Annotated in this window: 23 protein-coding genes and 1 pseudogene; 10 read left to right on the top strand and 14 right to left on the bottom strand. The window is 74.7% G+C overall.

Annotated elements, in window-relative coordinates; genetic code table 11:
* Positions 1-83 precede the first annotated feature (83 nt).
* Positions 84-491, bottom strand: coding sequence for a rodlin (locus ACFY2L_RS05585; protein WP_390660014.1), 408 nt, complete (start codon positions 489-491; stop codon positions 84-86).
* A 294-nt stretch (positions 492-785) separates the two neighbouring features.
* On the opposite strand from ACFY2L_RS05585, the gene ACFY2L_RS05580 reads away from it, so the two are divergent.
* Positions 786-1037, top strand: a complete 252-nt coding sequence (locus tag ACFY2L_RS05580) for a chaplin (RefSeq protein ID WP_390660013.1) — start codon at positions 786-788, stop codon at positions 1035-1037.
* A 107-nt stretch (positions 1038-1144) separates the two neighbouring features.
* A complete protein-coding gene (locus ACFY2L_RS05575; RefSeq protein ID WP_390821556.1) occupies positions 1145-1987 on the top strand; it encodes a hypothetical protein in 843 nt (280 codons plus the stop codon).
* Between the two features lie 51 nt (positions 1988-2038).
* Here the strand turns inward: ACFY2L_RS05575 and ACFY2L_RS05570 are convergent, their stop codons facing one another.
* Positions 2039-3325: an ATP-grasp domain-containing protein gene (locus ACFY2L_RS05570; RefSeq protein ID WP_390660011.1), complete on the bottom strand. Its 1287-nt coding sequence runs from the start codon at positions 3323-3325 to the stop codon at positions 2039-2041.
* A gap of 172 nt (positions 3326-3497) precedes the next feature.
* Here ACFY2L_RS05570 and ACFY2L_RS05565 point away from each other — a divergent pair, with 172 nt between their 5' ends.
* The gene (locus ACFY2L_RS05565) at positions 3498-5024 is read left to right on the top strand and encodes a glycosyl hydrolase (RefSeq protein WP_390821555.1); all 1527 of its coding nucleotides are present in this window, start codon (positions 3498-3500) and stop codon (positions 5022-5024) included.
* Between the two features lie 28 nt (positions 5025-5052).
* On the opposite strand, the gene ACFY2L_RS05560 is transcribed toward ACFY2L_RS05565, so the two are convergent.
* The 8 genes and pseudogenes from ACFY2L_RS05560 to ACFY2L_RS05525 all read right to left on the bottom strand — a co-directional run bounded on the left by ACFY2L_RS05560 (position 5053) and on the right by ACFY2L_RS05525 (position 14983).
* On the bottom strand, positions 5053-6168 hold the full coding sequence (locus ACFY2L_RS05560; protein ID WP_390660009.1) for a GNAT family N-acetyltransferase: 1116 nt from the start codon (positions 6166-6168) through the stop codon (positions 5053-5055).
* A complete protein-coding gene (locus ACFY2L_RS05555; RefSeq protein ID WP_390821554.1) occupies positions 6165-6809 on the bottom strand; it encodes a lipopolysaccharide biosynthesis protein in 645 nt (214 codons plus the stop codon). Before ACFY2L_RS05555 ends, ACFY2L_RS05560 begins: the two co-directional genes overlap by 4 nt.
* Positions 6806-8014 carry a glycosyltransferase gene (locus ACFY2L_RS05550; RefSeq protein WP_390821553.1) on the bottom strand — a complete coding sequence of 403 codons (1209 nt, stop codon included), beginning with the start codon at positions 8012-8014 and terminating at the stop codon, positions 6806-6808. The genes ACFY2L_RS05555 and ACFY2L_RS05550 overlap by 4 nt, the downstream gene beginning before the upstream one ends.
* Complete coding sequence (locus ACFY2L_RS05545; protein ID WP_390821552.1) at positions 8011-8742, bottom strand: polysaccharide deacetylase family protein; 732 nt, start codon at positions 8740-8742, stop codon at positions 8011-8013. Before ACFY2L_RS05545 ends, ACFY2L_RS05550 begins: the two co-directional genes overlap by 4 nt.
* A complete protein-coding gene (murJ, locus tag ACFY2L_RS05540; RefSeq protein WP_390821551.1) occupies positions 8729-10417 on the bottom strand; it encodes a murein biosynthesis integral membrane protein MurJ in 1689 nt (562 codons plus the stop codon). The genes ACFY2L_RS05545 and murJ overlap by 14 nt, the downstream gene beginning before the upstream one ends.
* Before the next feature lie 641 nt (positions 10418-11058).
* Positions 11059-12372: pseudogene (locus ACFY2L_RS05535) on the bottom strand (O-antigen ligase family protein); the annotation flags it as partial.
* Between the two features lie 8 nt (positions 12373-12380).
* Positions 12381-13811: an exopolysaccharide biosynthesis polyprenyl glycosylphosphotransferase gene (locus ACFY2L_RS05530; RefSeq protein WP_390821550.1), complete on the bottom strand. Its 1431-nt coding sequence runs from the start codon at positions 13809-13811 to the stop codon at positions 12381-12383.
* The gene (locus tag ACFY2L_RS05525) at positions 13808-14983 is read right to left on the bottom strand and encodes a glycosyltransferase (protein ID WP_390821549.1); all 1176 of its coding nucleotides are present in this window, start codon (positions 14981-14983) and stop codon (positions 13808-13810) included. The genes ACFY2L_RS05530 and ACFY2L_RS05525 overlap by 4 nt, the downstream gene beginning before the upstream one ends.
* 450 nt (positions 14984-15433) lie before the next feature.
* On the opposite strand from ACFY2L_RS05525, the gene ACFY2L_RS05520 reads away from it, so the two are divergent.
* The 7 genes from ACFY2L_RS05520 to ACFY2L_RS05490 all read left to right on the top strand — a co-directional run bounded on the left by ACFY2L_RS05520 (position 15434) and on the right by ACFY2L_RS05490 (position 19829).
* Positions 15434-15673: a chaplin gene (locus tag ACFY2L_RS05520; protein WP_390660002.1), complete on the top strand. Its 240-nt coding sequence runs from the start codon at positions 15434-15436 to the stop codon at positions 15671-15673.
* 196 nt (positions 15674-15869) lie between these two features.
* Complete coding sequence (locus ACFY2L_RS05515) at positions 15870-16658, top strand: hypothetical protein (RefSeq protein WP_390821548.1); 789 nt, start codon at positions 15870-15872, stop codon at positions 16656-16658.
* Positions 16659-16817: 159 nt separating this feature from the next.
* Entirely contained in the window at positions 16818-17108 is a 291-nt protein-coding gene (locus tag ACFY2L_RS05510; RefSeq protein ID WP_390660000.1) for a hypothetical protein, read from the top strand.
* A gap of 157 nt (positions 17109-17265) precedes the next feature.
* Positions 17266-17769, top strand: a complete 504-nt coding sequence (locus ACFY2L_RS05505; protein WP_390659999.1) for a DUF5949 family protein — start codon at positions 17266-17268, stop codon at positions 17767-17769.
* Positions 17770-17774: 5 nt separating this feature from the next.
* Positions 17775-18383 carry a vitamin K epoxide reductase family protein gene (locus ACFY2L_RS05500; RefSeq protein WP_390821547.1) on the top strand — a complete coding sequence of 203 codons (609 nt, stop codon included), beginning with the start codon at positions 17775-17777 and terminating at the stop codon, positions 18381-18383.
* A gap of 122 nt (positions 18384-18505) precedes the next feature.
* Positions 18506-18979, top strand: coding sequence for a tyrosinase cofactor (locus ACFY2L_RS05495; RefSeq protein ID WP_390659997.1), 474 nt, complete (start codon positions 18506-18508; stop codon positions 18977-18979).
* Positions 18963-19829 (top strand): tyrosinase family protein, encoded by an 867-nt coding sequence (locus ACFY2L_RS05490; protein WP_390659996.1) that lies wholly within the window; start codon positions 18963-18965, stop codon positions 19827-19829. Before ACFY2L_RS05495 ends, ACFY2L_RS05490 begins: the two co-directional genes overlap by 17 nt.
* A gap of 117 nt (positions 19830-19946) precedes the next feature.
* Here ACFY2L_RS05490 and ACFY2L_RS05485 read toward each other — a convergent pair whose 3' ends face one another.
* The 4 genes from ACFY2L_RS05485 to ACFY2L_RS05470 all read right to left on the bottom strand — a co-directional run bounded on the left by ACFY2L_RS05485 (position 19947) and on the right by ACFY2L_RS05470 (position 23660).
* Entirely contained in the window at positions 19947-20264 is a 318-nt protein-coding gene (locus tag ACFY2L_RS05485; RefSeq protein WP_390659995.1) for a chaplin, read from the bottom strand.
* 152 nt (positions 20265-20416) lie between these two features.
* Positions 20417-20692, bottom strand: coding sequence for an acyl carrier protein (locus ACFY2L_RS05480; RefSeq protein WP_390659994.1), 276 nt, complete (start codon positions 20690-20692; stop codon positions 20417-20419).
* Positions 20689-21762 carry an HAD-IIIC family phosphatase gene (locus ACFY2L_RS05475; protein WP_390821546.1) on the bottom strand — a complete coding sequence of 358 codons (1074 nt, stop codon included), beginning with the start codon at positions 21760-21762 and terminating at the stop codon, positions 20689-20691. The genes ACFY2L_RS05480 and ACFY2L_RS05475 overlap by 4 nt, the downstream gene beginning before the upstream one ends.
* Positions 21759-23660, bottom strand: coding sequence for a GNAT family N-acetyltransferase (locus ACFY2L_RS05470; RefSeq protein ID WP_390821545.1), 1902 nt, complete (start codon positions 23658-23660; stop codon positions 21759-21761). Before ACFY2L_RS05470 ends, ACFY2L_RS05475 begins: the two co-directional genes overlap by 4 nt.
* Between the last annotated feature and the right edge of the window lie 251 nt (positions 23661-23911).

Genomic DNA, 23911 nt, shown 5'->3' with positions numbered 1-23911 from the left:
ACGGTCACGCGCCCCTCACCCGCATGCCGAACAGCGGGCCGCCGGTGACCGGCGACCCGCTGTTGGGTGAGGGGAGGCGTGGCTCAGTGGTTGCCGGCGCCGTTGCCCGTGAAGAGCGAGAGGTCGTCCAGGATGTGCGACAGCGCGTCGTCGCCCTTGGCCTGGGTGGAGTTCTCGACGCACTGCTGGTTCTGCGACGACGACAGGATCGGGGTGTCCTGGAGCAGCGCGCCGGGGCCCGGGGTCACAGCGTCGTTGATCTTGAGCGGCAGACCGATGCACGGCTTGTTCAGCGAGCCCTGGATGAGCGCCATCTGCGGGCTCATGTTGCCGAAGGTGGCCGAGTTGCCGAACGACTGGCTGGCGCCGTTGCCGCTGGCGGAGGTGGTGCCACTGTCGTTGCCGATGGCGAGGGCCGGGGCCGCCGCGGCGGCGGAGACGCCGAGGATGGAAGCGGCGACCGCGGCGGTGGCCAGTACCTTCTTGATCACGTGTAAGTCCCTTTCGTGTGAAACCCCGTCCACCGGAGCGTTCTGACCAACATCTCTCCGAGCCGTTTGGTTGCTCCGCTTCACTCCGATGGACCATTGGCACATTTTCCGCTGTTCAGGTGAAGTGCTTTTCCTGTGTGGGCAATACGTGTCAATAGTATGAAGACATTCGAGTGAATAACCCGGCGGTGGGCGTTCGCCGCATTCCGTGCCGTCAATCTCTCGTGTGCAGCCTGCTGGTCATGGTGCGAGCCGATCCGATAGCGCTCGCTCGGTTCCGACCGTCAACGAGGCATGGCCGCAGAGAAGGGACAATTCATGAAGAAGAGCGCTGCCGTCGTCGCGGGTCTGGTTCTGGCCTTGGGAGGTGCCGCCACACCGGCCTTCGCCGACGCCGAGGCGCATGGCGTCGCCATCGGTTCGCCGGGCTTCCTTTCCGGGAATGTGATCCAGAATCCTCTTCACTTCCAGCTGAACGCGTGCGGCAACACGTTCGGGTCCGGATTCCTGTCCCCGGCCTTCGGCAACATCTGCGTCAACGACTGACGACACGTCACTCCAGCCGCACGGCTGGGCCGAGGCCGGCCCTGGGACAGCTTCAACGCGTTCCGGGGCCGGCTTTTCCCACTTCTTCAAGCAGGAAGACAACGAGATTGCGACAGACCCTGAGCAAGGGAATGGTCGCGGCCGCAGCCGCGACCAGCCTCCTGTATCTGTGCGGGGGCGCCGCCCTGGCGAACTCGCACGACACCGGTACGGCCACGGCTTCGCCCGAGGTGGTGTCGACCACCACCGGCGCGACCCCCACGGACAAGGAGACGACCGGCCCGTACGGCACGTGGTCGTACGGTGACGAGGACGCCGGTTACGGCGGCCAGGACGACGAGGAACCCGGATACGGGGACCACGGCACCAAGGAACCCGGATACGGGGACCACGGCACCAAGGAACCCGGGGCCGGCAGCCACGGCGACAAGGACTCCGGTTACGGGGCCAAGGGCCCCGAGGAGCACGGCGACAAGGGCTCCGGATACGGGGACCACGGCGACAAGGAACCCGGTCACGGGGACCATGGCACCAAGGACCCCGGTTACGGCGGCCACGGCCACGAGGGCTCCGGTTACGGCAACGGCAACGGCAACGGCCACGGCAACGGCTACGGCCACGGCGACGGCCACGGGGACGACGACTCCAGCCACGGCACGCACCCGCCGCACACCAAGCCCCCGCACACGACCCCACCCCCCACCACGAAGCCCCCGCACACCGAGCCACCCCACACCATGCCCCCGCACACCCATCCGCCGCACACGACCCCGCCCCCCTACACCCACCCCCCGCACACCCGTCCGCCGCACACCACCCCGCCCCACGAGCCGCCGCAGCTGTCCCACACCGGCAGTGAGGCCATGCTGGCCGCCTCGGGCGTCAGCGCCGTGCTGATCGCGGGTGGCGTCATCCTGTACCGCCGGGGCCGGACCGCGCCCCGACGCTGATCGCGCCGGGTGCCGGACGCGCCCACGTCCGGCACCCGCGCGGACCGCGCCTCAGCGGCTGCCCGCCCTCTCGTCGTCGGTCTGCTCCGCCGCGGGCACCGGCGAGGGCGCGGGCACCCGGGGGACCGCACCGCCCGGCCGGGGGGCCGGTAAGGCCGGCCGGGGCAGCCGGTCCCGCAGACGCCGGGTGACATGAGCGCACCACAGGCGCCGCATCGCACGTCCGGGGGCGGGATCGTCACTCGCGTACCAGGCCAGTTCACGGCCCTGCGGCGCCGGGCGCAGCGCGGCGAGCGGCGCGTAGTTCTCGACGACGAACGTCCGTCCGGGCAAAGGCGCTTCGGCCGGCAGCGGACGGTGGGTCAGGTCCAGGTGCTGCGCCCGTACGACGTCCAGGCCCGCGGCGTCGGCGAAGAGCCGGAACTGGGCGCCGGGACGCGGGTTGAAGTCGAGCAGGTGGTAGGCGCCGGTGCCGCCGCAGCGGCGGAAGTCGAGATCGAGGATGCCCCGGTAGCCGAGTGCCTCCGTGAGCCGTTCGGCGTGCGCGCGGACCCGCGGGTTCTCGGTCCACTCGCCCACCGCCGTCAGCCCCGCGCCGCGCGGCCAGGCGCACAGCTTGCGGCCCGGGCCGCCGCCGCGCAGGGCGCCGGACCGGTCGGCGTACCCGTGGAAGAACCAGTCGCGCCCGGGACCCGGCGGCAGGAACGCCTGGAGCAGCAGCGGGCTGCCCGCCTCCTCGCCGCGCAGGAACAGCTCGCGCGCGTCGCGGGCGGAGCGCACGACGACCGTGCTGCGCAGTCCGGTGCCGGCCGGCAGCAGCCAGGGCCTGCTCCACTTCGCCACCAGCGGCAGCCCGAGCCTGCGGGCGACGGAGGCGGCCTGCGCGGCGCTGTCGGGGATCACCGTCCGCGGATACGGCACGTCCGCCGCCGCGCACAGCCCGGCCAGTTCGGCCTTGTCGGCGACCCGTCCGGGTACCGCGCCGGGCTGCTGGGGCAGCAGATAGGCGGGCGCCAGCTCCTCACGCAGCCGGCCCACCGCGACCGCGCCCGCGTCGTCCATCGGGATCAGCACGGCGGGCCGTTCGATCCGGGCGGCCACCCTCAGCAGGACGGCGGCGATGTCGGCGGGTGCGGCGCCGGGCGGCGGCGGGGGATGCAGCTGGCGTACGAAACGGGACCGGCCCACGGGGCTGCCGGTCGCGTCGGCGACCACGTGCACGTCGATCCCGGCGCGGCCGAGCGAGCGCACGGCTCCCAGCGTGCCGTGGTGGAAGGGGTTCCGGTCGATCCGCAGCAGTACGGCGGGGACACGGGTGTCGAGCTGTGACTCGGGCATCTCTCTTCTCTCCCAGTGCTTCTTCTGCCGGGTCACCGGCACGGACCAGCGGGGCGACCCGAAAGCCGTAACGCCGGTGGCGGCGTCAGGTTCTGTGTGCCTCTCATATGACTACGTGTCAGTAATGCGTCCGCATCCCCCGTGACACCGTGAGAGTGAAAGAGGAGCAGGCATGGCCCCACAGCAGCGACGGGTCCGCACCCGGCGGCCGGCCCTCGTCGTCGCCACGGCGGCGGCCGCGGTGTCGGCGGTACTGGCGTCCGGACCGGGACCCGCCGTGGCCTCGCCCGTGCCGGTGCCGAGCGCGACGCCGGCGTGGACACCCGGCGCCCCGCCCACGCACGCCCCGAGCGCGATGCCCGCCCCGACGTCCGGCACGACGTCCGCCCACCCGGCCGGCGGGACATCCAGTGAGGCGTCGGCCCAGCCGGCCGCCCCCACCTCCACCCCCGCGCTCGCGCCCTCGGCCCCCGTTCCCGGGACCCCCGCGCCTTCGGCCCCCGCTCCCACGACCTCCGTGTCCACCGTCCCCGCCCCCGCTGTCGCCGCCCCCGCGACCACGGCCCCCGCCGCCGAGACTCCCGCACCGGCCGCCGCCCCCGCCTCCACCCCCCGCGACACCTCCACCCCCGCGTTCGGCGCCTACCTCGACTACGGCGCCCTGGGCGTGGCCCGGATCGCCCAGTTCAGCGACTGGCTGGGCGGCGCCGAGCTGCGGGTCGGGCACACCTACCTGCCGGGTGACCAGTGGCGGAACATCGAGGGCGCGCCCGGCTTCCTCGACGTGTGGGCGGACTGGCGGCGGGAGAAGGACGACCGGATGCTCGTCCTCAACGTGCCCATGCTGGAGCGCAACGAGGAGGGCGTCTCCGACGCCGAGGTGCGCCATCTGCTCCAGCGGGGCGCGGCCGGGGAGTACGACCACCACTTCCGCGCCCTCGCCGAGCGACTGGTCGCGCTGCGGGTGCCGGACACGGTGATCGTGCTCGGCTGGGAGATGAACGGCACCACGTACACCCACCGCTGCGGACCCGATCCGCAGGCCTGGAAGACGTACTGGAACCGGATCGTCACCGCCATGCGCGCGGTGCCCGGGCAGAGGTTCCGGTTCGACTTCACGCCGACCCGGGGCAAGGACGCCGTTCCGTGGACGGAGTGCTATCCCGGGGACGACACGGTCGACATCATCGGCATGGACTCCTACGACCAGCCGACCGGCCTGTCCTTCGACGAACAGGTGACGGAGCCTCTCGGGCTCAGGGAGCACGTCGACTTCGCCAAGGCCCACGGCAAGCCCGTCTCGTATCCCGAGTGGGGGCTCTTCCGCAACGGCGACAACACGGAGTACATGCGGCGCATGCTCGCGTGGATGGACGAGCACAAACCCCTCTACCACACGCTGACCGACTACTGCCCGCACGGCGTGTGGCTGTGCCGGGAGAACCCGCGGGCGTCCGAGGTCTACCGCTCGCTCCTGTACGGCCGTACGGACGACCGGACGCCGCTGCCGGCGCTCCCGCTGCCCGCCGTGCCGCCGGCCGGCTCCACGGCACCCGTGACGACACCCACCACGCCCACGACGCCCACGGCCCCGCGGGTTCCGGCGGGCTGCTCGCCGCTCGGCCTCGGCGGCTGGTTCGGGAGCGGGCTCGGCGGCGGGTCGTGCGCGGGCCTCGACCGGTGGCCGCGCCACCGGTGACCCCCGGGGCACGGGCGGTGGGACCGCGTCAGGTCCCGCCGCCATCGGGACGCTCCTTCCGCTGCTCCCGGCGCAGCAGCAGCTCCTTGCCCCGCCGCCGCGCCGCCACGTCGCAGACGACCGCCGACAGCAGCGGGGCGGTGCGCCGGCGGGCCAGCAACAGCCGCTGGTTGACGACCGGTTCGGGCCGCCAGTGGTGCTTGTACGGCTCGTTGCCGCGCAGCAGGCTCAGCGCGGCCCGTCCGCCGTCCCGGGTGTGCTCGGCGCACGCGTCGAGCAGCATCACCGCCACGTCCGCCTTGCGTTCCCGCAACCGCGGATGGGCGCCGTAGAGGTAGCCGCCCGCCAGCCGGCGCGACAGCAGGGTCAGGTCAACGGCCACCACGTCGTCGTCCAGCCGGAACTCGGTGACCACCGCGTTCCCGGAGCGCACCATCGGCCCGACCGAGCGCACCAGGTGCTCGCAGAAGCGCGGGCGCAGGTGCTCGCCCGTCACCTTGCGGCCCTGCCACTGCAGCCGGTGCAGCTCCAGGAGCCGGCGCAGCGCCCCGTCCACCTCCTCGGGCCGTACGGCCTGCCGCTCCACGCCCAGCGCGGTCAGCTTGCGCAGCTTGGCGCGCACCCGCTGGGCCTTCGCCGAGGGGAGCCGGGCGACCAGCTCGTCCATGGGCACGGCCGGCAGCTCCAGGCACACCGAGTCGCCCACCCGGCGCCGGGGCCCGCCCCAGCGTTCGTAGACCTGCTCGACCGCGCCGCCCGGCCGCACCTCGCGGAAGTCGATCAGCGCGGTGCGGGCGGCCGCCGCGAGCCCCTCGGTGAGCGCGGCGACGGCCCGCTCGGCGTGTCCGTCGTCGACCAGCACGTCACCGTAGTCGGAGATCGCCCCGCCGAGCGGGACCAGCGCGGGCACCGGCCGGCGGACGGCCGCCAGCGGGGCGACCGCGACCAGTTCGGCGCCGTCGCGGACCACGAGCAGCCGCAGCCGGCCGCGTCTGCCGTAGGACAGCCACCACGAGTGCAGCCAGGCGTGGGTCTGGAACGGGGTGGCCGTGGCGCACCGCCGGTAGAGGCGGTCCCAGGCGGGGGCGAGGCCGGCGAAGGCCTGCTCGTCGGTGACGAGTTCCGTGCTGTACGGCGGTTTCACAGTGCTCCATGGAGGTCCGCGGCGAGGGCCTGACCCGGTACGGCGGCGGTGGCGGCCGGCGTCTCCCGGTCCCGCCTCGGCCGCACCAGCAGCACCAGGCCCCCGAGCAGCCCGCCCGCGCTCGCCCCGACCAGACCGGTCAGCGCCGGGGAGGCCGAGGACGGGTCGGTGGGCCGCACCGCGCGGGCGAACTGCTGGAGTTCGACGTTGGTGGTCCTCCGGCTGCTCCGGGCGTGCTCGGTCAGGGACAGGGAGACCGCGTTGGCCATGTCGGCGGCCAGGCCGGCGCTCGGGGCGGTGGCCGTGATGGAGACCATCGGGGCGTCCGGCGAGGTCGCCGTCCGCACACTGCGCTGGAGCGTGCGCACCGGCACCCCCGCCGCCCCCTGGGCGTCCCCGAGCACCGCGAGCTGGGTCGCGACCCGCCCGTAGGCCTGTGCGAAGCCCAGCGCGGACGCCGGGTCGGACTTCTCGGTGGGGACGGCGACGACATAGGCGGTGGCCGTGTACGCGGGCGGCTGGAGGGCGCCGTACGCACCGCCGAGGAGGCCGCCCGCGACGGCACCGGCGGCCAGCAGGGACCAGGGCGGGAGGGACCTGACGCGGCGCAGGGCGGCGGGACGGCGGGGGTGCTCGGTCATGGGGACGTGACTCCCTGGGGTGTCGGGGAAGCGGACGGGGAGGCGGCGGCGGAAGCGGCGGCGGAGGAATCGGCGTGAGGGACGGCGGACGGCAGGGGGCGCCCGGAGACGACCGCCGCGTACACCTCCATGAGCCGGTCGGCGCTGCGGGCGATGTCGTAACGGCGGGCCGCGTCGGGCGCGCTGCGCGGGCCGGGGGGTGCGGCGCGGGCCTCGGTGAGCGCGCGGACGAACGCGTCGGTGCCGCCGGTCACCCGGCGGGCGCCGGGCGCGGGGATGCCCTCGAGCGCGGGGCAGGAGGCGTAGAGGACGGGCAGTCCGCAGGCCAGCGCCTCCACCACCGCCAGACCGAAGGTCTCCTCGGGGGAGGGGGAGGCGAGCACGTCCATCGCGCAGGTGAGGGACGGCAGGTCGGGTCCGGGGGTGCCGTCGCCCGCGCAGGGGCGTTCGCCGGTGAGGAGCACGCGGTCCGCGACCCCCGCCTCCCGTGCGGTGCGCCGCAGCGCCTCCTCCTCGGGGCCGCCCCCGACCAGCAACAGGCGGCAGTCGGCGGGGAGCGCGGCGAGGGCCCGGACGACGACGTCGAAGCGCTTGCCGGCGGTGAGGCGGCCGATGCCGCCGATGACGTACGCGTCGTCCGGGAGGCCGAGCCGCCGCCGGGTGCGCAGACGGGCGGCCGGGTCGAAGCGGAAGCGGTCCGGCTCGATGCCGTTGGGCACGACCTCGATCCGGGGCGCCGGGACGCCCCAGGCCCGCAGCCGGTCGGCGACGGCGGGGGAGACGGCGACCGTGGCGCGGCCCAGACGCTCACTGGCCAGGTAGAGCGCGCGGACCCCCGCGGACAGCCGGCGGCCCTCCACCTGCGTACCGCCCAGGGAGTGTTCGGTGGCCACGATCGCCCGGATCCCGGCGAGGCGTGCGGCGGGGCGGCCGTAGACGCAGGCGCGGTAGAGGTGGGTGTGGACGAGGTCGTAGCCGCCGGCGCGGATGATCCGCACCAGGCGGGGGAGTGCGGCCGGGTCGCGGTTGCCGCGCATGCCGAGGTCGACGACCCGGACGCCGTCGGCCCTCAGCCCGTCGGCCACCGCGCCCGCGTTCGTCAGGGTCACGACGTCGCAGGTGACCGGCAGATGCCGCAGCAGCAGGCGCAGTTGCTGCTCGGCGCCGCCCACGCCGAGCCCCGTGATGATGTGCAGGACCTTCACCGCGCCACCCCGACGGGACGGCGGCGCAGCGGGTGCAGCCGGTACTTGAGGAAGAGCCGGGCGGCGGTGTCGTTCTGGCCGACGTGCACCCGGGGGAAGGCGTGCGGGCCGGTCAGCGGGCCGGGGTCGATCGCGCAGGCGTACGTGTATCCGGCGTCCCGTACGGCGTCCGCGGCCCGCCGGTCGACCGTCCCGTAGGGGTAGCAGAAGCCGGCGGGTGCCGGGCCCAGCAGCTCGGCGAGGGCGGCGCGGCTGCCGGCGGTCTCCGCCCGCAGGGCGCGGTCGTCGGCGCGGGTGAGGTCGACGTGGGTGAGGCCGTGCGAGCCGATCTCGACGCCCTCGGCGGCGGCCTGCCGGATGCCGTCGGCGGTGAGCAGCGGCTTGCGCGGGCCGAGCGGGTCCCAGGCGTTGTCGCCGCCGAGCCGGCCGGGCAGCACGAACAGGGTGGCCGTGCAGCGGTGGCGGCGCAGCACGGGCAGGGCGTGGGTGAGGAAGTCGGCGTACCCGTCGTCGAAGGTGAGGCCGACGAGACCCCGGGGGGCCGGCGCGGCGAGCAGTTCGGCCATGGAGACGCCCCTGAGGCCCCGGCGGGCCAGCCAGGCCAGCTGCCGGTCCAGCCGCTCGGGCGTGACCGTGACGCGGTACGGGTCGTCGGTGCAGTCGGCCACGGAGTGGTACATCGCCACCCAGGGGACAAAGCTGCGTCTGCTGGTGTCAGGAGCGGCCATGGGAGAGCCTTCGGGTCGCGGAACGTAGGGAACGGAGTGCGCGGGTGACGCCCTGGACGTCCAGGGCCCAGCCCAGCAGGGCGAAGACGGCGGTCACGGTGAGCCCGCCGGCGACGAGCCCGGCGAGGGCGCCGTCGAACCGGTCGACGACGAGGAGCCCGGCCAGGGCGGCCGCCAGGGCCGCCCACCCGGGCCGGCCGAGTTCGAGCAGCACGCCCCGGGTGTGCAGCGGGACGCTGCGGGGGCCCGTCCCGGCCAGCAGGGCCAGCGCGGTGACGGTGATGCCGGCCGCGTTGGCGGCGGCGATCCCGTACACGCCCCAGGGGCCGACGGCCAGCGCGCCGAGGCAGGACGTCACCACGATCCCGGCGGCCATCGCGCCCACCGGGTACCAGCGGCCGCGGCCCGCCGAGAAGTAGGAGCGGACGAGGACGCCCGTCAGCGTCTGGCCCAGCAGCCCCAGCGCGTACACCCGCATCACACCGGCCGTCGCCGCGGTGTCCTCGGCGGTGAACGCGCCCCGCTGGAAGAGGAGTTCGATGATCTGCGGGGCGCAGGCCACCACGGCGGCCGTGCCGGGCAGCACGATGCAGGCGGCCAGCGACAGGTCCCGCTCCACCCGGTTGCGGGCCCGCTCGGTGTCCCCCTCGGCGAGCGCCCGCGCGACCACCGGGAAGGTGACCGTGCAGACCATCACCGACAGGATCATCGGCATCTGGGCGACCTTCTGCGCGTAGTTGAGGTGCGAGATCGCCCCGGCGGGCAGGTTCGAGGCCAGGAACCGCTCGATGAGCACCTGCGACTGCCGGCACAGCGCGAAGAGCAGCACGGTCACCAGGAGGGCGGTGTCGAGCGGCCGCGCCTCTTCCCCGGCCGCCTCCCCGTCCGGTGTGCGCCTGCGCAACTGCCGCAGCAGCGAGGGCAGTTGTACGACGACCATCAGGCAGCCGCCGACCGCCACCCCGGCCGCCGCCGACCGCACCCCCCACAGCCCGCCGAGCGCGAACATCCCGGTGACGATGCCGACGTTGTACGCCACGTAGATCGCCGCGGGCGCCACGAACCGCCGGTGCGCGCGCAGGGCGGCGCTGCAGTACCCGGCGAGCCCGAAGCTCACCACGCAGGTCGCGGTGAGCCGGGTGCAGTCGACGGCGAGCGCCGGATCGGGCAGACCGGGGGCGAGGACCCCGACCAGCTGGGGGGCGACGGCGGCGAGCAGGGCGCCGATCGCGGCGAACGCCAGCGTCAGGCGCGGCAGCGTCCCGGCGACCAGGGCGCGGACCGGATCGCCGGGGGCGCCCTGGGCACGGCGGGCCAGCGCCATGCTGAACGCCGGGATCAGCGCGAACGCCAGCCCGTCCTCGATGAGGAGCGTGGCCGCGAACTCCGGCACGGTCCACGCGACGAGGAAGGCGTCCGTGTCGCTGCCCGCCCCGAACAGCCGGGCGAGCGCCTGGTCACGGACCAGCCCGAGCAGCGACCCGGCGACGGAGAGCGCGGCGGTGACGAGGGCGGCCCTGGCGAGGAACCCCCGGGAGGCCGGGGGGAGTTCGGCGGGCTCTTCGCCGCCGGGCTCCTGCTCGGCCCGACCGGCCGACCGCGCCGACGGCACCACCACCCCACCGCCGCCGCCGCGCGGGACCCGCCGAGGCGTCCGCAAAGCCGCCCACCTCATACCGCCCGGACCTCCCCGACCTCCCGGACCTGCCCAGCCTCCCGGGCGTGTCCGGCGTCCCGTCCGGCGTCCCGGGCCGCTCCGGCGTTCCGCCCGGCCTGCTCGGCCTGCCGGGCGTGTCCGGGGTCCCGGGTCGCTCCGGCGTCCCGTCCGGCCTGCTCGGCCTGCCGGGCGTGTCCTGCGTCCCGGGCCGCTCCGGCGTCCCGCCCGGCCTGCCCGGCCTCCCGGACGTGTCCTGCGTCCCGGGCCGCTCCGGCGTCCCGTCCGGCCTGCTCGGCCTGCCGGGCGTGTCCGGCGTCCCGGGTCGCTCCGGCGTCCCGCTCGGCCTGTCCGGCGTCCCGGGCCGCTCCGGCGTTCCGCCCGGCCCGCCCGGCCTCCCGGACCTGTCCTGCGTCCCGGGCCGCCCCGGCGTTCCGCTCGGCCTGCCCGGCCTCCCGGACCTGTGCAGCTTCCCGGGCCGCTCCGGCGTCCAACCCGGCCTGCCGCCCCTGCCGGACGTGTCCGGCGGCCCCCTCGCCCTGCCCGCCCCGCCCGGCCTGCCGGACCTGTCCGGCGTCCCTGGCCGCTCCGGCGGCCTGCTTGCCCCGCCCGCCCCGCCCGGCCTGCCGGGCCGCCTGTCCGCCTCGCCCGGCCTGCCGGGCCGCCGCCCCGCCCCGCCCGGCCGCCTCCCCGCCGATCAGCGCCCACCAGGCCGCTGTGCCGAGGACGACGGCGGTCAGTACGGTCGAGGGGCCGCCGATGTCGGCGTACAGGAAGTCGGTGAGCTGCCAGAGCAGCAGCCCGCAGGCGACGAGCGCGCAGTCGAGCCCGGCGCCGGACCCGCGGACCCGCGAGAGGCCCCGCAGTCCGCACACCAGCAGCGCCAGCCAGCCCCCCGCGAGGGCGAGCAGCCCGAACAGCCCCTGCTCGCTCAGGACCAGCAGATACATGTTGTGCGGGGACAACAGCGGCTGCCGGACGAAGCCGGAACCCGCGCCGTCGGTGTCGCTGCCGGAGGACAGCGCGAGAGAGGCGTGCGCGTCGCGGTGCTCGGGGAAACCCTTCAGCCCGACGCCCGTCAGCGGCTGTTCGCGCCACATGCCGACCGCGGCCGCCCACATCGTGTACCGGTCGGTGACCGACTGGTCGGGGGCGTCCGTGACCTGCGTGATGCTGCTGATCCGTTCCTGGAGCATCGCCGAGCCCACACCGAGGCCGCCGACCAGGACCACCCCGGCCGCGCCCGCCACCGCGGCAGCCTTGAGCGCCCGCCGCGGCCCGGCCAGGACCAGCTGCGCCGAGCAGGTCACCGCGGTCGCGATCCAGGCGCCCCGGCTGAAGGACAGGGCGAGCGGCACGAGGAGGGCGAGGGCGGCGACGGCGGCGGCCGTCCGCTGCCGCCCCGGGGTCCGGCCGAGGGCCAGCCCCACCGCGCAGACCAGACCGAAGGAGACGACCGTGGCCATGCCCATCACGTCCTGCGGCCCGAAGGTGCCGACCGCGCGGATCATCTCGCCCTGGTACGAGGCGCCCGTCCCGGTGACGTACTGGTGGACGCCGACCGCGCCCTGCCAGCCCGCCAGCCCGACGAACGACCAGGCCAGGATCCGCAGGTCGCAGCGGTCCCGGACGAGCAGCAGCACGGCGGCCGGGACCAGCACGAACACCTGGAGATAGCGGCCCAGCCCGGTCAGTGCCTCCCCCGGCGAGGACGCCCCCGCCGCCGCGAGCGCCAGCCCGGCCACCGGCAGCCCCAGGACCACCGCGGCCGTCCGGGACAGCGGGCGTCGCCGCTGCCGCAGCAGCCGGACCGCGCAGAACAGGACGACCAGCGCGGAGAGCGCGTCGGCCGGTCCGGCACCGGCCTCGCCGCCGGGGGAGACGGGCAGGGCGAGCAGCGCCGCCACGGCGGCCACCGGCAGCACCGGCGACAGGATCCGGGCGCGGGGCAGCCGCAGGGCCAGGGGCGGGGTCATCGGTCGGTTCAGCTCCCGGTCGGTCGCACGAGGGCCGCCGCCGTGCGCAGCAGGATGCACACGTCCTGCCACAGCGACCAGTTGTCGATGTACGCGTTGTCGAAGCGGGCCCGGTCCTCGATCGAGGTGTCCCCGCGCAGCCCGTGGACCTGGGCGAGCCCGGTGATGCCGGCACGCATCCGGTGGCGGGCCGCGTAGCCCGGATAGGTCTGGCTGAACTGACCGACGAAGAAGGGGCGTTCGGGACGCGGTCCGACCAGGCTCATGTCGCCCCTGAGGACGTTCCACAGCTGGAGCAGCTCGTCCAGCGAACTCCGGCGCAGGAAACGGCAGAAGGGGTTCATCCGCACCTCGCCGGCCACGCTCCAGCGGGTCGCGGACTCGTGCTCGTCGACCGGGCGGTGGGTGCGGAACTTCAGCAGCGTGAACGGCCGCCCGTCCTTGCCGATGCGCTCCTGCCGGAAGACGATCCCCGGCCCCTCGCTGAGCCGCAGCACGGCCGCGAACACCAGCAGCAGCGGGCTGATCAACAGCAGCAGCGTCCCGGAGACGGCGACGTCGAGGAGCCGTTTGCCGTGGCTCTCCCGATGTCCGAGCCCCACGTCCAGACGCCGGCAGGCGAACCCGGCGAGCTGCTCCCGGCTCGCGTACGAGGGCGAGTCGGCGTCGACCTCCCACACCGTGCAGCCCGAGGCGGCGAGCGCCCGCAGCAGCGGGCTCTGCCGGGAGCGGACGGCGGGGTGGACGCACAGGACGTCCTGGACGCCGTTCTGGATGAGGGCCCGCTGCACCTCCTGGCCCGTGGTCAGCACGGGCAGCCCGTCGGTGCCGTCCGGCCGCTCGGCGACCACCCCCACCGGCCGCACCCCGCAGCGCGGATGGCGCAGGACGGCGGCGGCCACCCGCTGGGCGGTCGCGGCGGGCCCGATGACGAGCGCGGCGCGCGGACGCCGGGTCAGCTCCCGGCGGCGACGCAGATGGACCAGCGCGCGTCCGGCGCAGGCGGCCAGGGTCTGCGCGGCGCAGCCGGCCAGAAGGGTGCGCGCCGACAGCGCGTGCGCCGGGTGCCAGGCCGCGGCGAGCGCGCCGAGCGCCAGCCAGGCCACCGCGATCCGGCCGCAGACGGAGGGCAGTTCGTCCAGCACGCCCGTCACCGCCCGCCGCCCCCGGGGACGCACCGCCGACGTCACCGCCGCCAGCACGGGCACCAGCGCCGGATGGTGGCCCACCACGAGCAGCGCCGCCGCGCCCGCCAGCGCGGCGAGGCCGTCGGCGAGCAGCAGCAGCGGCGGCTCCGGCGGCCGGGCCGGGGGACGGCGGGCGGGGAACCGGAAGCCCGTGCCGCCGCTCTCCCGCCGGGTGATGACCGACAGGGGCGGGTAACCGGGCTGCGCGCCGGGGGAGGTGACGGTGCTTTCCGCAGTGCTTTCCGCAGTCACGGGTGGATGGACTCCCTGGACTCGGTGGGCACGACGCGTGGCGCGGGCACCGCGCGGAGCAGTTCGCGGTACACGTCCGCGACCGCCGCGGCCGTACGCCGCACGTCGTGCGTGGACAGGACGTAACGGCGCCCCTGCGCCCCGAGCGAGGCCCGCAGCGGCGCGTCGGCCAGCAGACCGGCGACGGCCCCGGCCAGCGCCGCGGGGTCGCCGGCGGGCACCAGACAGCGGGGCGCGAGCGCCTCGGGCAGGCTCTCCCGGGCGCCGTCCACCTCGGTCGCCACCACCGGCCGCCCGCAGGCCAGCGCCTCCAGCGGGGCGAGCGCCATGCCCTCCCAGCGCGAGGGCAGCGCCACCAGGTCGGCGGCCCGGTACCAGGGGACGGTGTCGTCGACGGCCCCCGCGAACAGCACGGACCCGGGCGCCGCGGCGCGCAGCAGCTCCCGGTCCGGCCCGTCCCCGACCAGGACCAGCCGCGCCCCGGGCACCTTCCGTACGACGTCCGGCCACGCGTCGAGCAGCACGTCCTGGCCCTTCTGCCGGCACAGCCGCCCCACGCACACCACCAGCGGGGCGGCCGGGTCGAGATCCGGGAGCAGGGCCTTGCGCGCGGCGAGGGCGGGGGCGGGACGGAAACGCCCGGTGTCGACGCCGTTGGGGACGACGCTCCACCGGCCACGGATCCCGGCGCCCGTTCCGGTCGCCCGTTCCGCCTCGCTCACGCACACCAGCCGGGCGGCCCAGCGCGCCGCGAACCGCTCCCACCTGAGGGCGAGGGCGGCGGTGGCCCCGCCGACCGCCTCGAACGACCAGGCGTGCGGCTGGAACACCGTCGGGATCCGCCCGCGCACGGCGAGCCGCCCGGCCAGTCCCGCCTTGGCGCTGTGGGCGTGCACCAGTGCGGGGTGTGTCTCGTCGATCAGGCGTGCGAGCCGCCGGACCTCGCCCGGGAGCGAGGGCCCCGGGGACCGGGTCGCCTCCCACCGCCGTACGTCGGCGCCCAGGGCGCGCAGTTCCTCGGCGAGGGCACTGTCGGGGCAGGCCACGGTGACGTGCAGGCCGGCCGCGAGCTGGGCCCGCGCCAGGTCGGTGACGACTCGGGCGACACCGCCGTCCACGGGCTGGGAGAGATGCAGGACCCGGGTTCCGACGTCGGGTTCTGGCTGGTGCATCGCGCGGTTTCCTTGCTCACGGTGGCGCTCGGGACGGGCGGGAACGCGCCGACTGCTTCGTCCTGGTGCCGGCGGCGACGAGGAGCGCCCCGGCCCACGCCGCGTCCCGGTGGGGAACGAGACGGAACCTCGGCTGGTCACCGCCGCGCCGCAAACCCGCGCCGAGATCGAACATCTCGTCGCCGTTGCCCGGGGGCGGCGGAGTGCGCCGGGACACGCGCCGCCGGAGCCGCCCCGGCCCGCTGATCACGGATTTCAACGGATCGTCAGATGGACAGACCGGGTCGCCGGGTGCGGAGGCGGCCGGGAGCCCGTCCGGGGCGCGGTCGATCGCGCGAGCGAATCAGTTCACCCCTTTGGCGGCACAACCCCCGGCTGTGCGGCGCGTTGACAGAGCGCCGGGCATCCCCGCCCGGGTGTTTGTGTCAAAACCCCAAGGAGCACCTCTCCATGTCGCGTATCGCGAAGGGCCTGGTCCTGACCTCCGTTGCCGCCGCGGCTGTCGCCGGCGCCTCCGGCATCGCCGTCGCCGACAGCGGCGCAAGCGGGATCGCCGAGCACTCCCCGGGTGTGCTGTCGGGCAACGTCGTCCAGGTCCCCGTGCACGTGCCGCTCAACGTCTGCGGCAACACCTTCGACGCCGGCGGTCTGCTGAGCCCCGCTTTCGGCAACACCTGCGTCAACAGCTGACGTCACGCCACGTCCTCGTCGCACGGCCGCCCTTCCGCCAGGAGCGCGGCCGTTCGGCTTGCCCGGCCGGTCCGTTCCGTACGGGCGCCGGGGTGCGGGTTCCTCGAACGGGTCACGGAAGGTGACCATTGATTGCGGAGCGTGAGTACTCCTTTCAGGGTGGACTCAGGACCCGACGCACATCGAAAGGAACCCCATGCGTTGCCTGCCCGCACGGCGTATCGCTTCCACCGTTCTCTGCTCCGGCCTCCTCCTCGGTCTCGCCGCTCCCGCCGCCGTCGCGGCCGACGCGGCCCGTGAACGCACCGCCACGACCCACCGTGCGCCCGTTCCCGGCGCGGACGCGCTGCGCGCCCAGGTCAGGGGGATGGGGGAGATGGGGACCGTCTTCACACCGGTCGCCGATCTGCTCGACACCGTCCTCAGGGCCGAGAACAGCCGGCTCACGGCCGAGCAGGCGACCCGGCTCGGCGCCGCCGTCGAGTCGGCCGTCGCCCGGCACGCCGGGGCGAGCGCGGGGGCGGCCCCGTCGCTGCCCGCGGGACCGGCGAAGGGCGACGGCGGCACACGACGGCGGACCGACGCCCCCGATCCGGTGGCCGACGCGCTCGCCGCGCTGCGGGCCGCGGTGACCAAGCTCCTCGAGGCCGCCACCTCCGGCAGCCCCGCCGACACCGCCTCGGCCGCCACGGGTGTCGTGACCGCCGCGGTCGGCCTGCTCCTGGCCACCCTGACCGCCTCCGGCCTGCCGCTGCCGAGCGCCTCCGGCCAGTCGGCGACGACCACCGAACCCCCGGCCGCCACGTCCTCGCTCCCGGCCGCCACGTCCTCGCAGCCCACGTCCTCGCAGCCCACCTCGGTCCCGTCGCTCCCGGCCGCCGCGTCCTCGCAGCCGGTCTCCGCCCCGTCGCAGTCGGCGGCCGTGCCGCAGCTTCCGCCCGCCGCCCCGGCCCTGACGGCCGGAAACCTGCTGCCCACCCCCTGACGGACCGTCGGCGTTCCGTCGTCCCGGTTCCGCGCCCCGGTGTGGGCCTGCCCGCGGCCGGCCTTCCCACCGGGGCGCGGAAACTTTCCGCGCACGGGGTTTCCGCATCCGACGGGGATCGTTGTACACGGCGTCACCATTCCCCTGGAAAGGAACCCGATGAAGTCCCTGAAGGCCGCCGCCGTCGTCGCCGGGTCCGTCGCCCTCGCCGGAGTCGCAGCGCCCGCGTTCGCCTACGACACCGCGGACCTCACCCCCACCAGCCTCAACGGCGCGGTGAACACGCTCACCAAGGAGGGCATCACCGCGCGGGACGTGATGCCGCTGCAGCAGCAGTCGCACGCGCTCGACACCCAGAACAAGGACTCCGCGCTGCACACCGTCCAGGGTGCCGCCGACGCGCTCAACCAGCACAACCCGCTCCTCGGCGGACTGCCCCTGCACGGCTGACGCGCGCCATCCGGAGGGCCGGTTCCGAGCCGACGGAACCGGCCCTCGGCGCTGTCGGGGCGCGGGTTCCCTCGTTCGTGTGGAGCGCCCCCCGGGCGTCCCCCGGTCGGGTGAGAACGCGCCCGGCCGCCCGCCGGGGCGCCGATAGGGTCACGCGGTGACCTCAACCCCAAGCACAACCCGCCCCTTCAGCGTGGCCGACCTGGGCACCCTCGTCGTGATGCCGTGGAGCGGCGAGGCCCCCGACGGCAGCGACATGCCCTACCTGCTCGCCTACTCCCTCGGCGACGCTCCCGACGGCGGCGCCGAGACGACCGCCGCCGCGATCGAGCGCCTGCTCACCGACAACGGCCTGCCCGTCGGCGGCGATCTCGTGGACGGCACCGAACGGCCCAGCCTGCCGGTCACCCTGCTCGTCACGGCCGGCGCGGCCGTCCTGAACATGCCGAGCCTCAACGCCCAGTGCGTGCCGCCGCCCGAGTGGCTCGCGGCCGTGGAGAGCCGCGGCTTCGCCTACCTCGTCTTCACCACCCGCGCGTGGCCCGAGGCCGTCCCCGGCAAGGCCGTCGAACCCGAGGCGCTGGCCGCGTTCGCGGGCGCCGAGGAGACCCTCACCGCGGCGGCGCACGTCGTCCTGCCCGCCCGCAGCCTGCGCGGCTGACGCCCGTGCCGAGGGCGGCCGGCCCGGGTCCCGGGACGGCGGCGGGCGGCAGCCGCGCCTTCGCCCTGCTGCTCGTCCTCACCGGCGCGGCCGGGCTGCTGGCCTCCTGGGTCATCACCCTCGACAAGTTCAAGCTGCTGGAGGACCCGGGCTTCACCCCGGGCTGCAGCCTGAACCCGGTGGTGTCCTGCGGCAGCGTCATGGAGAGCGACCAGGCCTCGGTGTTCGGGTTCCCCAACCCGATGCTGGGCCTGGTGGCCTACGGCATCGTCGTCTGCGTCGGCATGAGCCTGCTGGCCGGCGCCGCCCTCCCCCGCTGGTACTGGCTCACGTTCACCGCCGGCTGCCTCTTCGGCGTCGGGTTCGTGTCCTGGCTGCAGTTCGAGTCCCTGTACCGGATCAACGCGCTGTGCCTGTGGTGCTGTCTGGCCTGGATCGCCACGATCGTGCTGTTCTGGTACGTCGTCTCCTTCGACGTACGCCACGGCTTCCTGCCCGCCCCGGACGGCCTGCGCGTGTTCTTCGCGGAGTTCACCTGGGTACCGCCCCTGCTGCACCTCGGCATCGTCGGCATGCTGGTCCTGACCCGCTGGTGGGACTTCTGGACCGGCTGAGGCCGCTTCTCCCGACGGGCCCGGACCCCTCGTCCGGGCCCGTCCGTGTGCTTCGTGGTGACCCGGCGGGCCGCCGGGCGGTTACCGCTACGGACGAACCGCACTTGTACGAGGAGCACACGATGGTGGCCCATGTGAACGGAGTACCCGTATCCGCACGGCACTCGGGATCCGCGAGAGCCGGTACCCGACGGGAGGCCCTGCGCGGGCTGCTCGGCGTCGTCGCCGGCCTCGCGCTGGTCCCGGTCGTCGCCGCCTCCTGGCCGCCGGACCCGCTGGACGACTCGGCGGGCATCGGATTCGACGAGGTGTACCGCGGCCGGCGCATCCAGGGTTTCCCCGCCCCGGCCGGCCGTTCGGTCCTCGGGGGAGCCGAGTGGGAGGTCACGGTCGACGGGCGCCCGCTGCACCTGATGCGCCGGGCCGACGGCACCTGGCTGAGCATGATCGACCACTACCGCTCGTACCGCACCCCGCTGGAGGCCGCCCGCGCCGCCGTGGACGAGCTCGGGCCGGGGGAGAGCCTGCGCCAGGGCTCCCCGGCCCACGGTGGCCACGCGCACGACCTGGGAGGACGGCATGGTCTATACGCGTAAGGACGTCAGCACGCTGACCGCCGGCGAGCGAAGGCGGTTCGTGAAGGCGATGCTGGAGATCAAACGGCGCGGAGAATACGACGAGTTCGTACGGCTGCACATCGACTTCTACGTCTCCGACGGCGAGGGCGGCCTGCGCACGGCCCACATGGCGCCCTCCTTCCTGGCCTGGCACCGGCAGTTCCTGCTGGAGCTGGAGAAGGCGCTGCGCCGGGTCGACTCCTCGGTGACCGTGCCGTACTGGGACTGGACGCGCAGCCGCGGCACGACCTCGGCGCCCTGGACCAAGGACCTCCTCGGCGGCAACGGACGGCGCTCCGACCGCCAGGTGACCACCGGGCCGTTCGCCTACGCCACCGGCAACTGGACGCTCAACGAGAACATCACGGACGGCGAGTTCCTCACCCGCGACCTCGGCCGGGCCGCCAACCCCATCGAGCTGCCCACCAGGGCGGAACTGGAGTGGGCCCTGCGGGACCCGGTCTACGACACCGCGCCCTGGGACTCGACGGTCACCGAGGGCTTCCGCAACAAACTGGAGGGCTGGGGGACCGGCCGGGGCAGCTCCGCCTGGCGCAACCACAACCGGGTCCACCGGTGGGTGGGCGGAGAGATGCTGGGCGGCGCCTCGGTGAACGACCCCGTCTTCTGGCTGCACCACGCCTTCATCGACCTGGTGTGGACCCGCTGGCAGGCCCGTCACCGCAACCACCGCTACCAGCCCGCCGTACCCCCCGGTCCGCAGAGCCGGCAGCACCGCCGGGTCGTCGCCCGTCACGAGAAACTGCCCCCCTGGGACGTGACACCGGACCAGTTGGAGGACGTGTCCCGGATCTACCGGTACGCCTGACACCCCGTCCGCGGGGGTGCACACGGGGAGAGCCCCGGCGCTCGAGGTGCCGGGGCTCTCCGGTGGTCCGTACCAGGGGTACGACCGGGGTGTACGGGTGGGACGTACCGACCGCGGTCAGCCGCCGTAGCCCTTGGCACCGCCGTGCTTGTCGTAGCCGTGGTGGCTGTGCTTGTCGCCACCCTTGTCGTGGTGGTCGACGTTGGCGCAGGTGTTGCCGAAGGCCGGGTTCAGCAGACCGCCGCCGTTGACCGTGTTGCCGCAGAAGTTGATCGGCACGTGGAGCGGGGCCTGGATGAGGTTGCCCGACAGGAAACCCGGCGAGTGAACGGCCGCACCCTGCGCACCCGCGTCCGCCATGGCCAGGCCGGCCCCGCTGACCACCACGGCGCCGGTGCCGAGGGCAACGGCGGCCACCTTCGCGATGCGAGACATCACGTTCTCCTTAAGTGACTCGGTTCGTGCGACGGCAGGACGCGCCGTCGCACTCCCCGTTCAACGCGGCCACCCGGGGCGGGTCACGGCACTTCCGCCCGGATCACCCTTTTTCAACAGGAGAGACGTACGGATGGGTGCCCGGACACGACCTAGGGCGTCCGGTGGGCCGCCACGAAGTCGGCGAGCGTGGCGATGGACTGGAGACTGTCCAGGCTCAGGTCCAGCGCCGCGACGTCCACGCCGAACCGGGCGTCGACCGCGCCCAGCAGGGTCACGCCGGCCAGCGAGGTGAGGGCGATCTCCGGACCGAACAGCTCGGTGTCGGCGGGGAGTGCCTGGACCAGGTCCGGGTCCAGGCGGGCGGCCTCGGCGATCATCGAGCGCAGTTCCCGCTCCACGGCGGTGCGGTCCTGGGTGTCCGTCACGCCTCGGCGTCCTCTCGGTCGGATACGTGCAGATAGGGGGGTGCCTTCGGGAGGTCGCCGTGCAGCGACCGGGCGAGGACGGCCGCGTCGGGAGCGGCGCCGGGGGTGTCGTCCGCACGGCGCAGACCCGCCTGGCGCAGCAGGATGCGCATCTCCAGGTTGGCGTCCGTCGGACGCAGGGTCACCCGGAACTCCTCGGCGCCGGCCTGCCGGGCCCGTTCCATCAGCCAGAACAGGAAGGCGGCCGCCGCGCCCCGGCCGGCGACCCGGCAGGAGAGGGCGAGCAGCGGGACGGACCAGGCGCCGGGGGCGGTGCGGTCGACGAGGGCGGCGCCGATGATGCCGTACGCGCCGAACCGGTCGGTCATCCGCGCGGTGTACAGCTCGTGCCCGGCCGAGGCGGTCAGCTCGCGCAGCCGGTCCGGGGTGAGGCCGGAGGAGTTCAGGCGGTGGGTGCGGGCGGCGAGCTCCAGGGCGCGGGGGATCTCGTCGGGGGAGGCCGCGCCGACCATGAGCCGCATGGCGCACCAGCGCAGGAACTCCTCGCGGGTCCCCTGGAAGCGTTCGCCCTCGGCCCGGCGGGTCTCCTCGGTGCGGTAGCGGTGCACCCGCTCACGGGACTCGGGGGTGACCTCCCGGCCCTCGAACGCCGCCAGCAACTCGGGTACGTCCGTGGGGGCGAGGGTGCGGACCCCCGGCAGCAGGGCCTCGACCTCGGCGCGTTCGTAGGGCGAGTCGTCGACCAGGACCAGGGCCTGAACGGCGATGCCGAGGTCCTTCGCGATCCTGCGCAGCGACTCGCTCTTGTCCTGCCAGGACACCTGCGGGGCGAGGAACCGCTCGCGCACCTCCGGGCGGCCGCCGGTGAGCCGGTCGAGCACCGCGGGCGCGCTGCGGCTCGCGATGCTGCTGAGCACGCCGCGGGCCGCCAGCGCGTCGATCGCGGCCAGCATCTCGGGCCGCGGGGTGGGCAGTTCGTCGGTGGCGGACTCGACGGCGACGTCGTCCCACAGGGTGCCGTCGAGGTCCCAGACGACGCACTTGACGCCCTCGGGGTCGAAGCCGGTCATCGGTCCCCCCGGGGCAGGAACAGCTTCATCGCCAGACTGGTGGGGTCGAAGCCGAACTTGCGGTAGACGGTGCGCATCGGAACGTTGCCGACGTGCACCCGGCCGGTGACCTCGGTGATGCCGTTGGCCAGGCAGAACTCCAGCCCCGCGGTGAGGAGGAGTTCGGCCACGTCGCTGCGGTTGTCCACCGGGGAGACCGCGAGGGAGCGGAAGTTGGCGTAGCGGTCGCCGGTCATCGCGTTCTGGTTGATGCTCACCCAGCACCAGCCGACGGGCTCCTCGCCCGGACGGTGGGCGACGATCATGCCCTCCTTCGACTTCTCCATGGCGCGCCCCAGCCGGGACGCCCAGCGGGCGGGGTCGTCGATGGCGTCCTCGCCGAAGGAGACCCGGGCGATCTCGGCCTCGAACGCGCCGATGGCCGGGAGGTCACGTTCGTCGGCCTGCCGGGTGACATAGGGGTACGCCCGCTTCTCGAGGGCGGCGCGGTCCTCGGGGGCCGGGGGGCGCCAGCCGACGGTCCGGCCGGCGGGGGCCGGGGCGGAGGCGGGCTGTGCGGGCTGTGCCACGGGGGCCTGAGTTGTCTCCCGGGCCTCCCGGGCCGCCGGGGCCGTCTCACGGGCGGGAGCCGCCTCCCGCACGGATGCCGGAGCCGATTCCTGAGCGGGTGCCGGAGCCGGAGCGGGACCCGCAGCCGCTGCCGGTGACTCCTCGGCCGCGACCAGGCGGCCCGGTCGGAAGGGGCCCTTTCCGCAGTTCGGGCAGCCGTCGGCGCGCAGGGCGGCGACCGAGGCCCACCGCGCGCCGGGGCCGACGCGGATCTGCGTGTCGCACGCCACGCACGTGTACTCGCGCTGCCGGGTCCGCTTGTCGCCCGTGTACAGGGGACCGCCGTACTCGCCCTGCCGGGAGGCGGTGGAGCTGGTGGTGAGGAGGTGCTGGAAGAAGCCGACACCGCCGAGGATGCCGCTGCCCTCGTACTCGTTGAAGTTGCGGATGTAGCCGTTGGTGACCAGGCCGAGGGCCATGATCTCGCGCTGGACCTCCAGCATCTCGTCCGGGCTCTTGCCGCCGAAGGAGAAGAAGACGCTGTGCGCGGGGCCGGGCCGCAGGCCCTCCACCGCACGGGAGAGGAAGAGCCGCGCGCCCTCGGCGGTGTACGGCGGGTCGGTCATGGCCACGTCGTGCTGTCCGTGCAGCTGCGCGGGCAGCGGCTGCCGCAGATCGTGCCGCACGGTCTCGACGCGGGTGCCGAGTCCGGCCGCCGTCTTCTGGATGTGGTCGAGGATCTCGGCGGAGATGTCGACCACGGTCACCCGCTCGACGAGGGGCCCGCCCAGCACGTCCCCCACGACGGCCACGGCCAGCGACACGAGGTCGTCGTCGCCGATGAGCAGCAGGGAGCCGCCCGGCAGCGCGCCCGCCGTCAGCAGCGCGAGCACCCGGCGCACCTTGGTCTCGGCCGTGCAGTGCGACTGGTCGATCGCCATGTCGGCGGCGGGACCCGACTCCATGAGCGCCCGCAGCCGGCGTACGGCCTCGTCCAGCACCTCGGGGATCACGAGCTCACGGCCGTCGCAGGTGCGGCAGGTGGCGTCGAGGGTGAGGTCCATGCCGAGCTGCGCGACGAGGTCCTGGCCGGCCTCGGTCAGCCGCGACGGGCGCTCCTTGGTGACCAGGCCCCGGCGGCGCAGTTCGTTCCCCAGCGCGGCCACGATCGGGACCGGCAGGCCCGTGGCGCGGCTGAGGTCCTTCGTGGAGGCGGGGGCCAGGCGGCGCAGGGAGCGCAGCACGGACCGCACTCCGGGCGGACCCTCCTGGAGCCGGACGGCGTCCGCGACTTCCGTGAGCAGTTGATCGGCGGTGGTACTCCGCGGGTGCCGACGCGCGTTCGTCACAATGCTGCTCCAGGGAAGCTGATGGATTCCGGGGGTATCGAGTATACGGGCTGGTAGGCGCGCCGATCGGACACGGTGCGACGGCCCGGAATATGAATCGGAAAAGGGAATTCCGGAGGCGTTCCGGCGGCCTTTCGGCGGAAAGCGCTTTTCACCCTCTCCCCGTGCCGTCGACCGGGCGGATTCCACGGGATTTCCCGGACGGTTTTCCGTCCGAATGTGCCCCCGGCCTTCCCGCCCCCTTGACGCGT

The sequence above is a fragment of the Streptomyces sp. NPDC001381 genome (assembly GCF_042895685.1).
GTDB lineage: Bacteria > Actinomycetota > Actinomycetes > Streptomycetales > Streptomycetaceae > Streptomyces.
The sequence above is the reverse complement of the archived record's forward strand: the minus strand, read 5'-3'. Positions and strand labels throughout refer to the sequence as shown.

What these genes read in the sequence shown, in the direction of transcription:
- ACFY2L_RS05580 (WP_390660013.1), top strand. Translation starts at nt 786, where the DNA reads ATGGCCGCAGAGAAGGGACAATTCATGAAGAAGAGCGCTGCCGTCGTC.
- ACFY2L_RS05570 (WP_390660011.1), bottom strand. Translation starts at nt 3,325, where the DNA reads ATGCCCGAGTCACAGCTCGACACCCGTGTCCCCGCCGTACTGCTGCGG.
- ACFY2L_RS05565 (WP_390821555.1), top strand. Translation starts at nt 3,498, where the DNA reads ATGGCCCCACAGCAGCGACGGGTCCGCACCCGGCGGCCGGCCCTCGTC.
- ACFY2L_RS05555 (WP_390821554.1), bottom strand. Translation starts at nt 6,809, where the DNA reads ATGACCGAGCACCCCCGCCGTCCCGCCGCCCTGCGCCGCGTCAGGTCC.
- ACFY2L_RS05545 (WP_390821552.1), bottom strand. Translation starts at nt 8,742, where the DNA reads ATGGCCGCTCCTGACACCAGCAGACGCAGCTTTGTCCCCTGGGTGGCG.
- murJ (WP_390821551.1), bottom strand. Translation starts at nt 10,417, where the DNA reads ATGAGGTGGGCGGCTTTGCGGACGCCTCGGCGGGTCCCGCGCGGCGGC.
- ACFY2L_RS05525 (WP_390821549.1), bottom strand. Translation starts at nt 14,983, where the DNA reads ATGCACCAGCCAGAACCCGACGTCGGAACCCGGGTCCTGCATCTCTCC.
- ACFY2L_RS05520 (WP_390660002.1), top strand. Translation starts at nt 15,434, where the DNA reads ATGTCGCGTATCGCGAAGGGCCTGGTCCTGACCTCCGTTGCCGCCGCG.
- ACFY2L_RS05515 (WP_390821548.1), top strand. Translation starts at nt 15,870, where the DNA reads ATGCGTTGCCTGCCCGCACGGCGTATCGCTTCCACCGTTCTCTGCTCC.
- ACFY2L_RS05510 (WP_390660000.1), top strand. Translation starts at nt 16,818, where the DNA reads ATGAAGTCCCTGAAGGCCGCCGCCGTCGTCGCCGGGTCCGTCGCCCTC.
- ACFY2L_RS05495 (WP_390659997.1), top strand. Translation starts at nt 18,506, where the DNA reads ATGGTGGCCCATGTGAACGGAGTACCCGTATCCGCACGGCACTCGGGA.
- ACFY2L_RS05490 (WP_390659996.1), top strand. Translation starts at nt 18,963, where the DNA reads ATGGTCTATACGCGTAAGGACGTCAGCACGCTGACCGCCGGCGAGCGA.
- ACFY2L_RS05485 (WP_390659995.1), bottom strand. Translation starts at nt 20,264, where the DNA reads ATGTCTCGCATCGCGAAGGTGGCCGCCGTTGCCCTCGGCACCGGCGCC.
- ACFY2L_RS05475 (WP_390821546.1), bottom strand. Translation starts at nt 21,762, where the DNA reads ATGACCGGCTTCGACCCCGAGGGCGTCAAGTGCGTCGTCTGGGACCTC.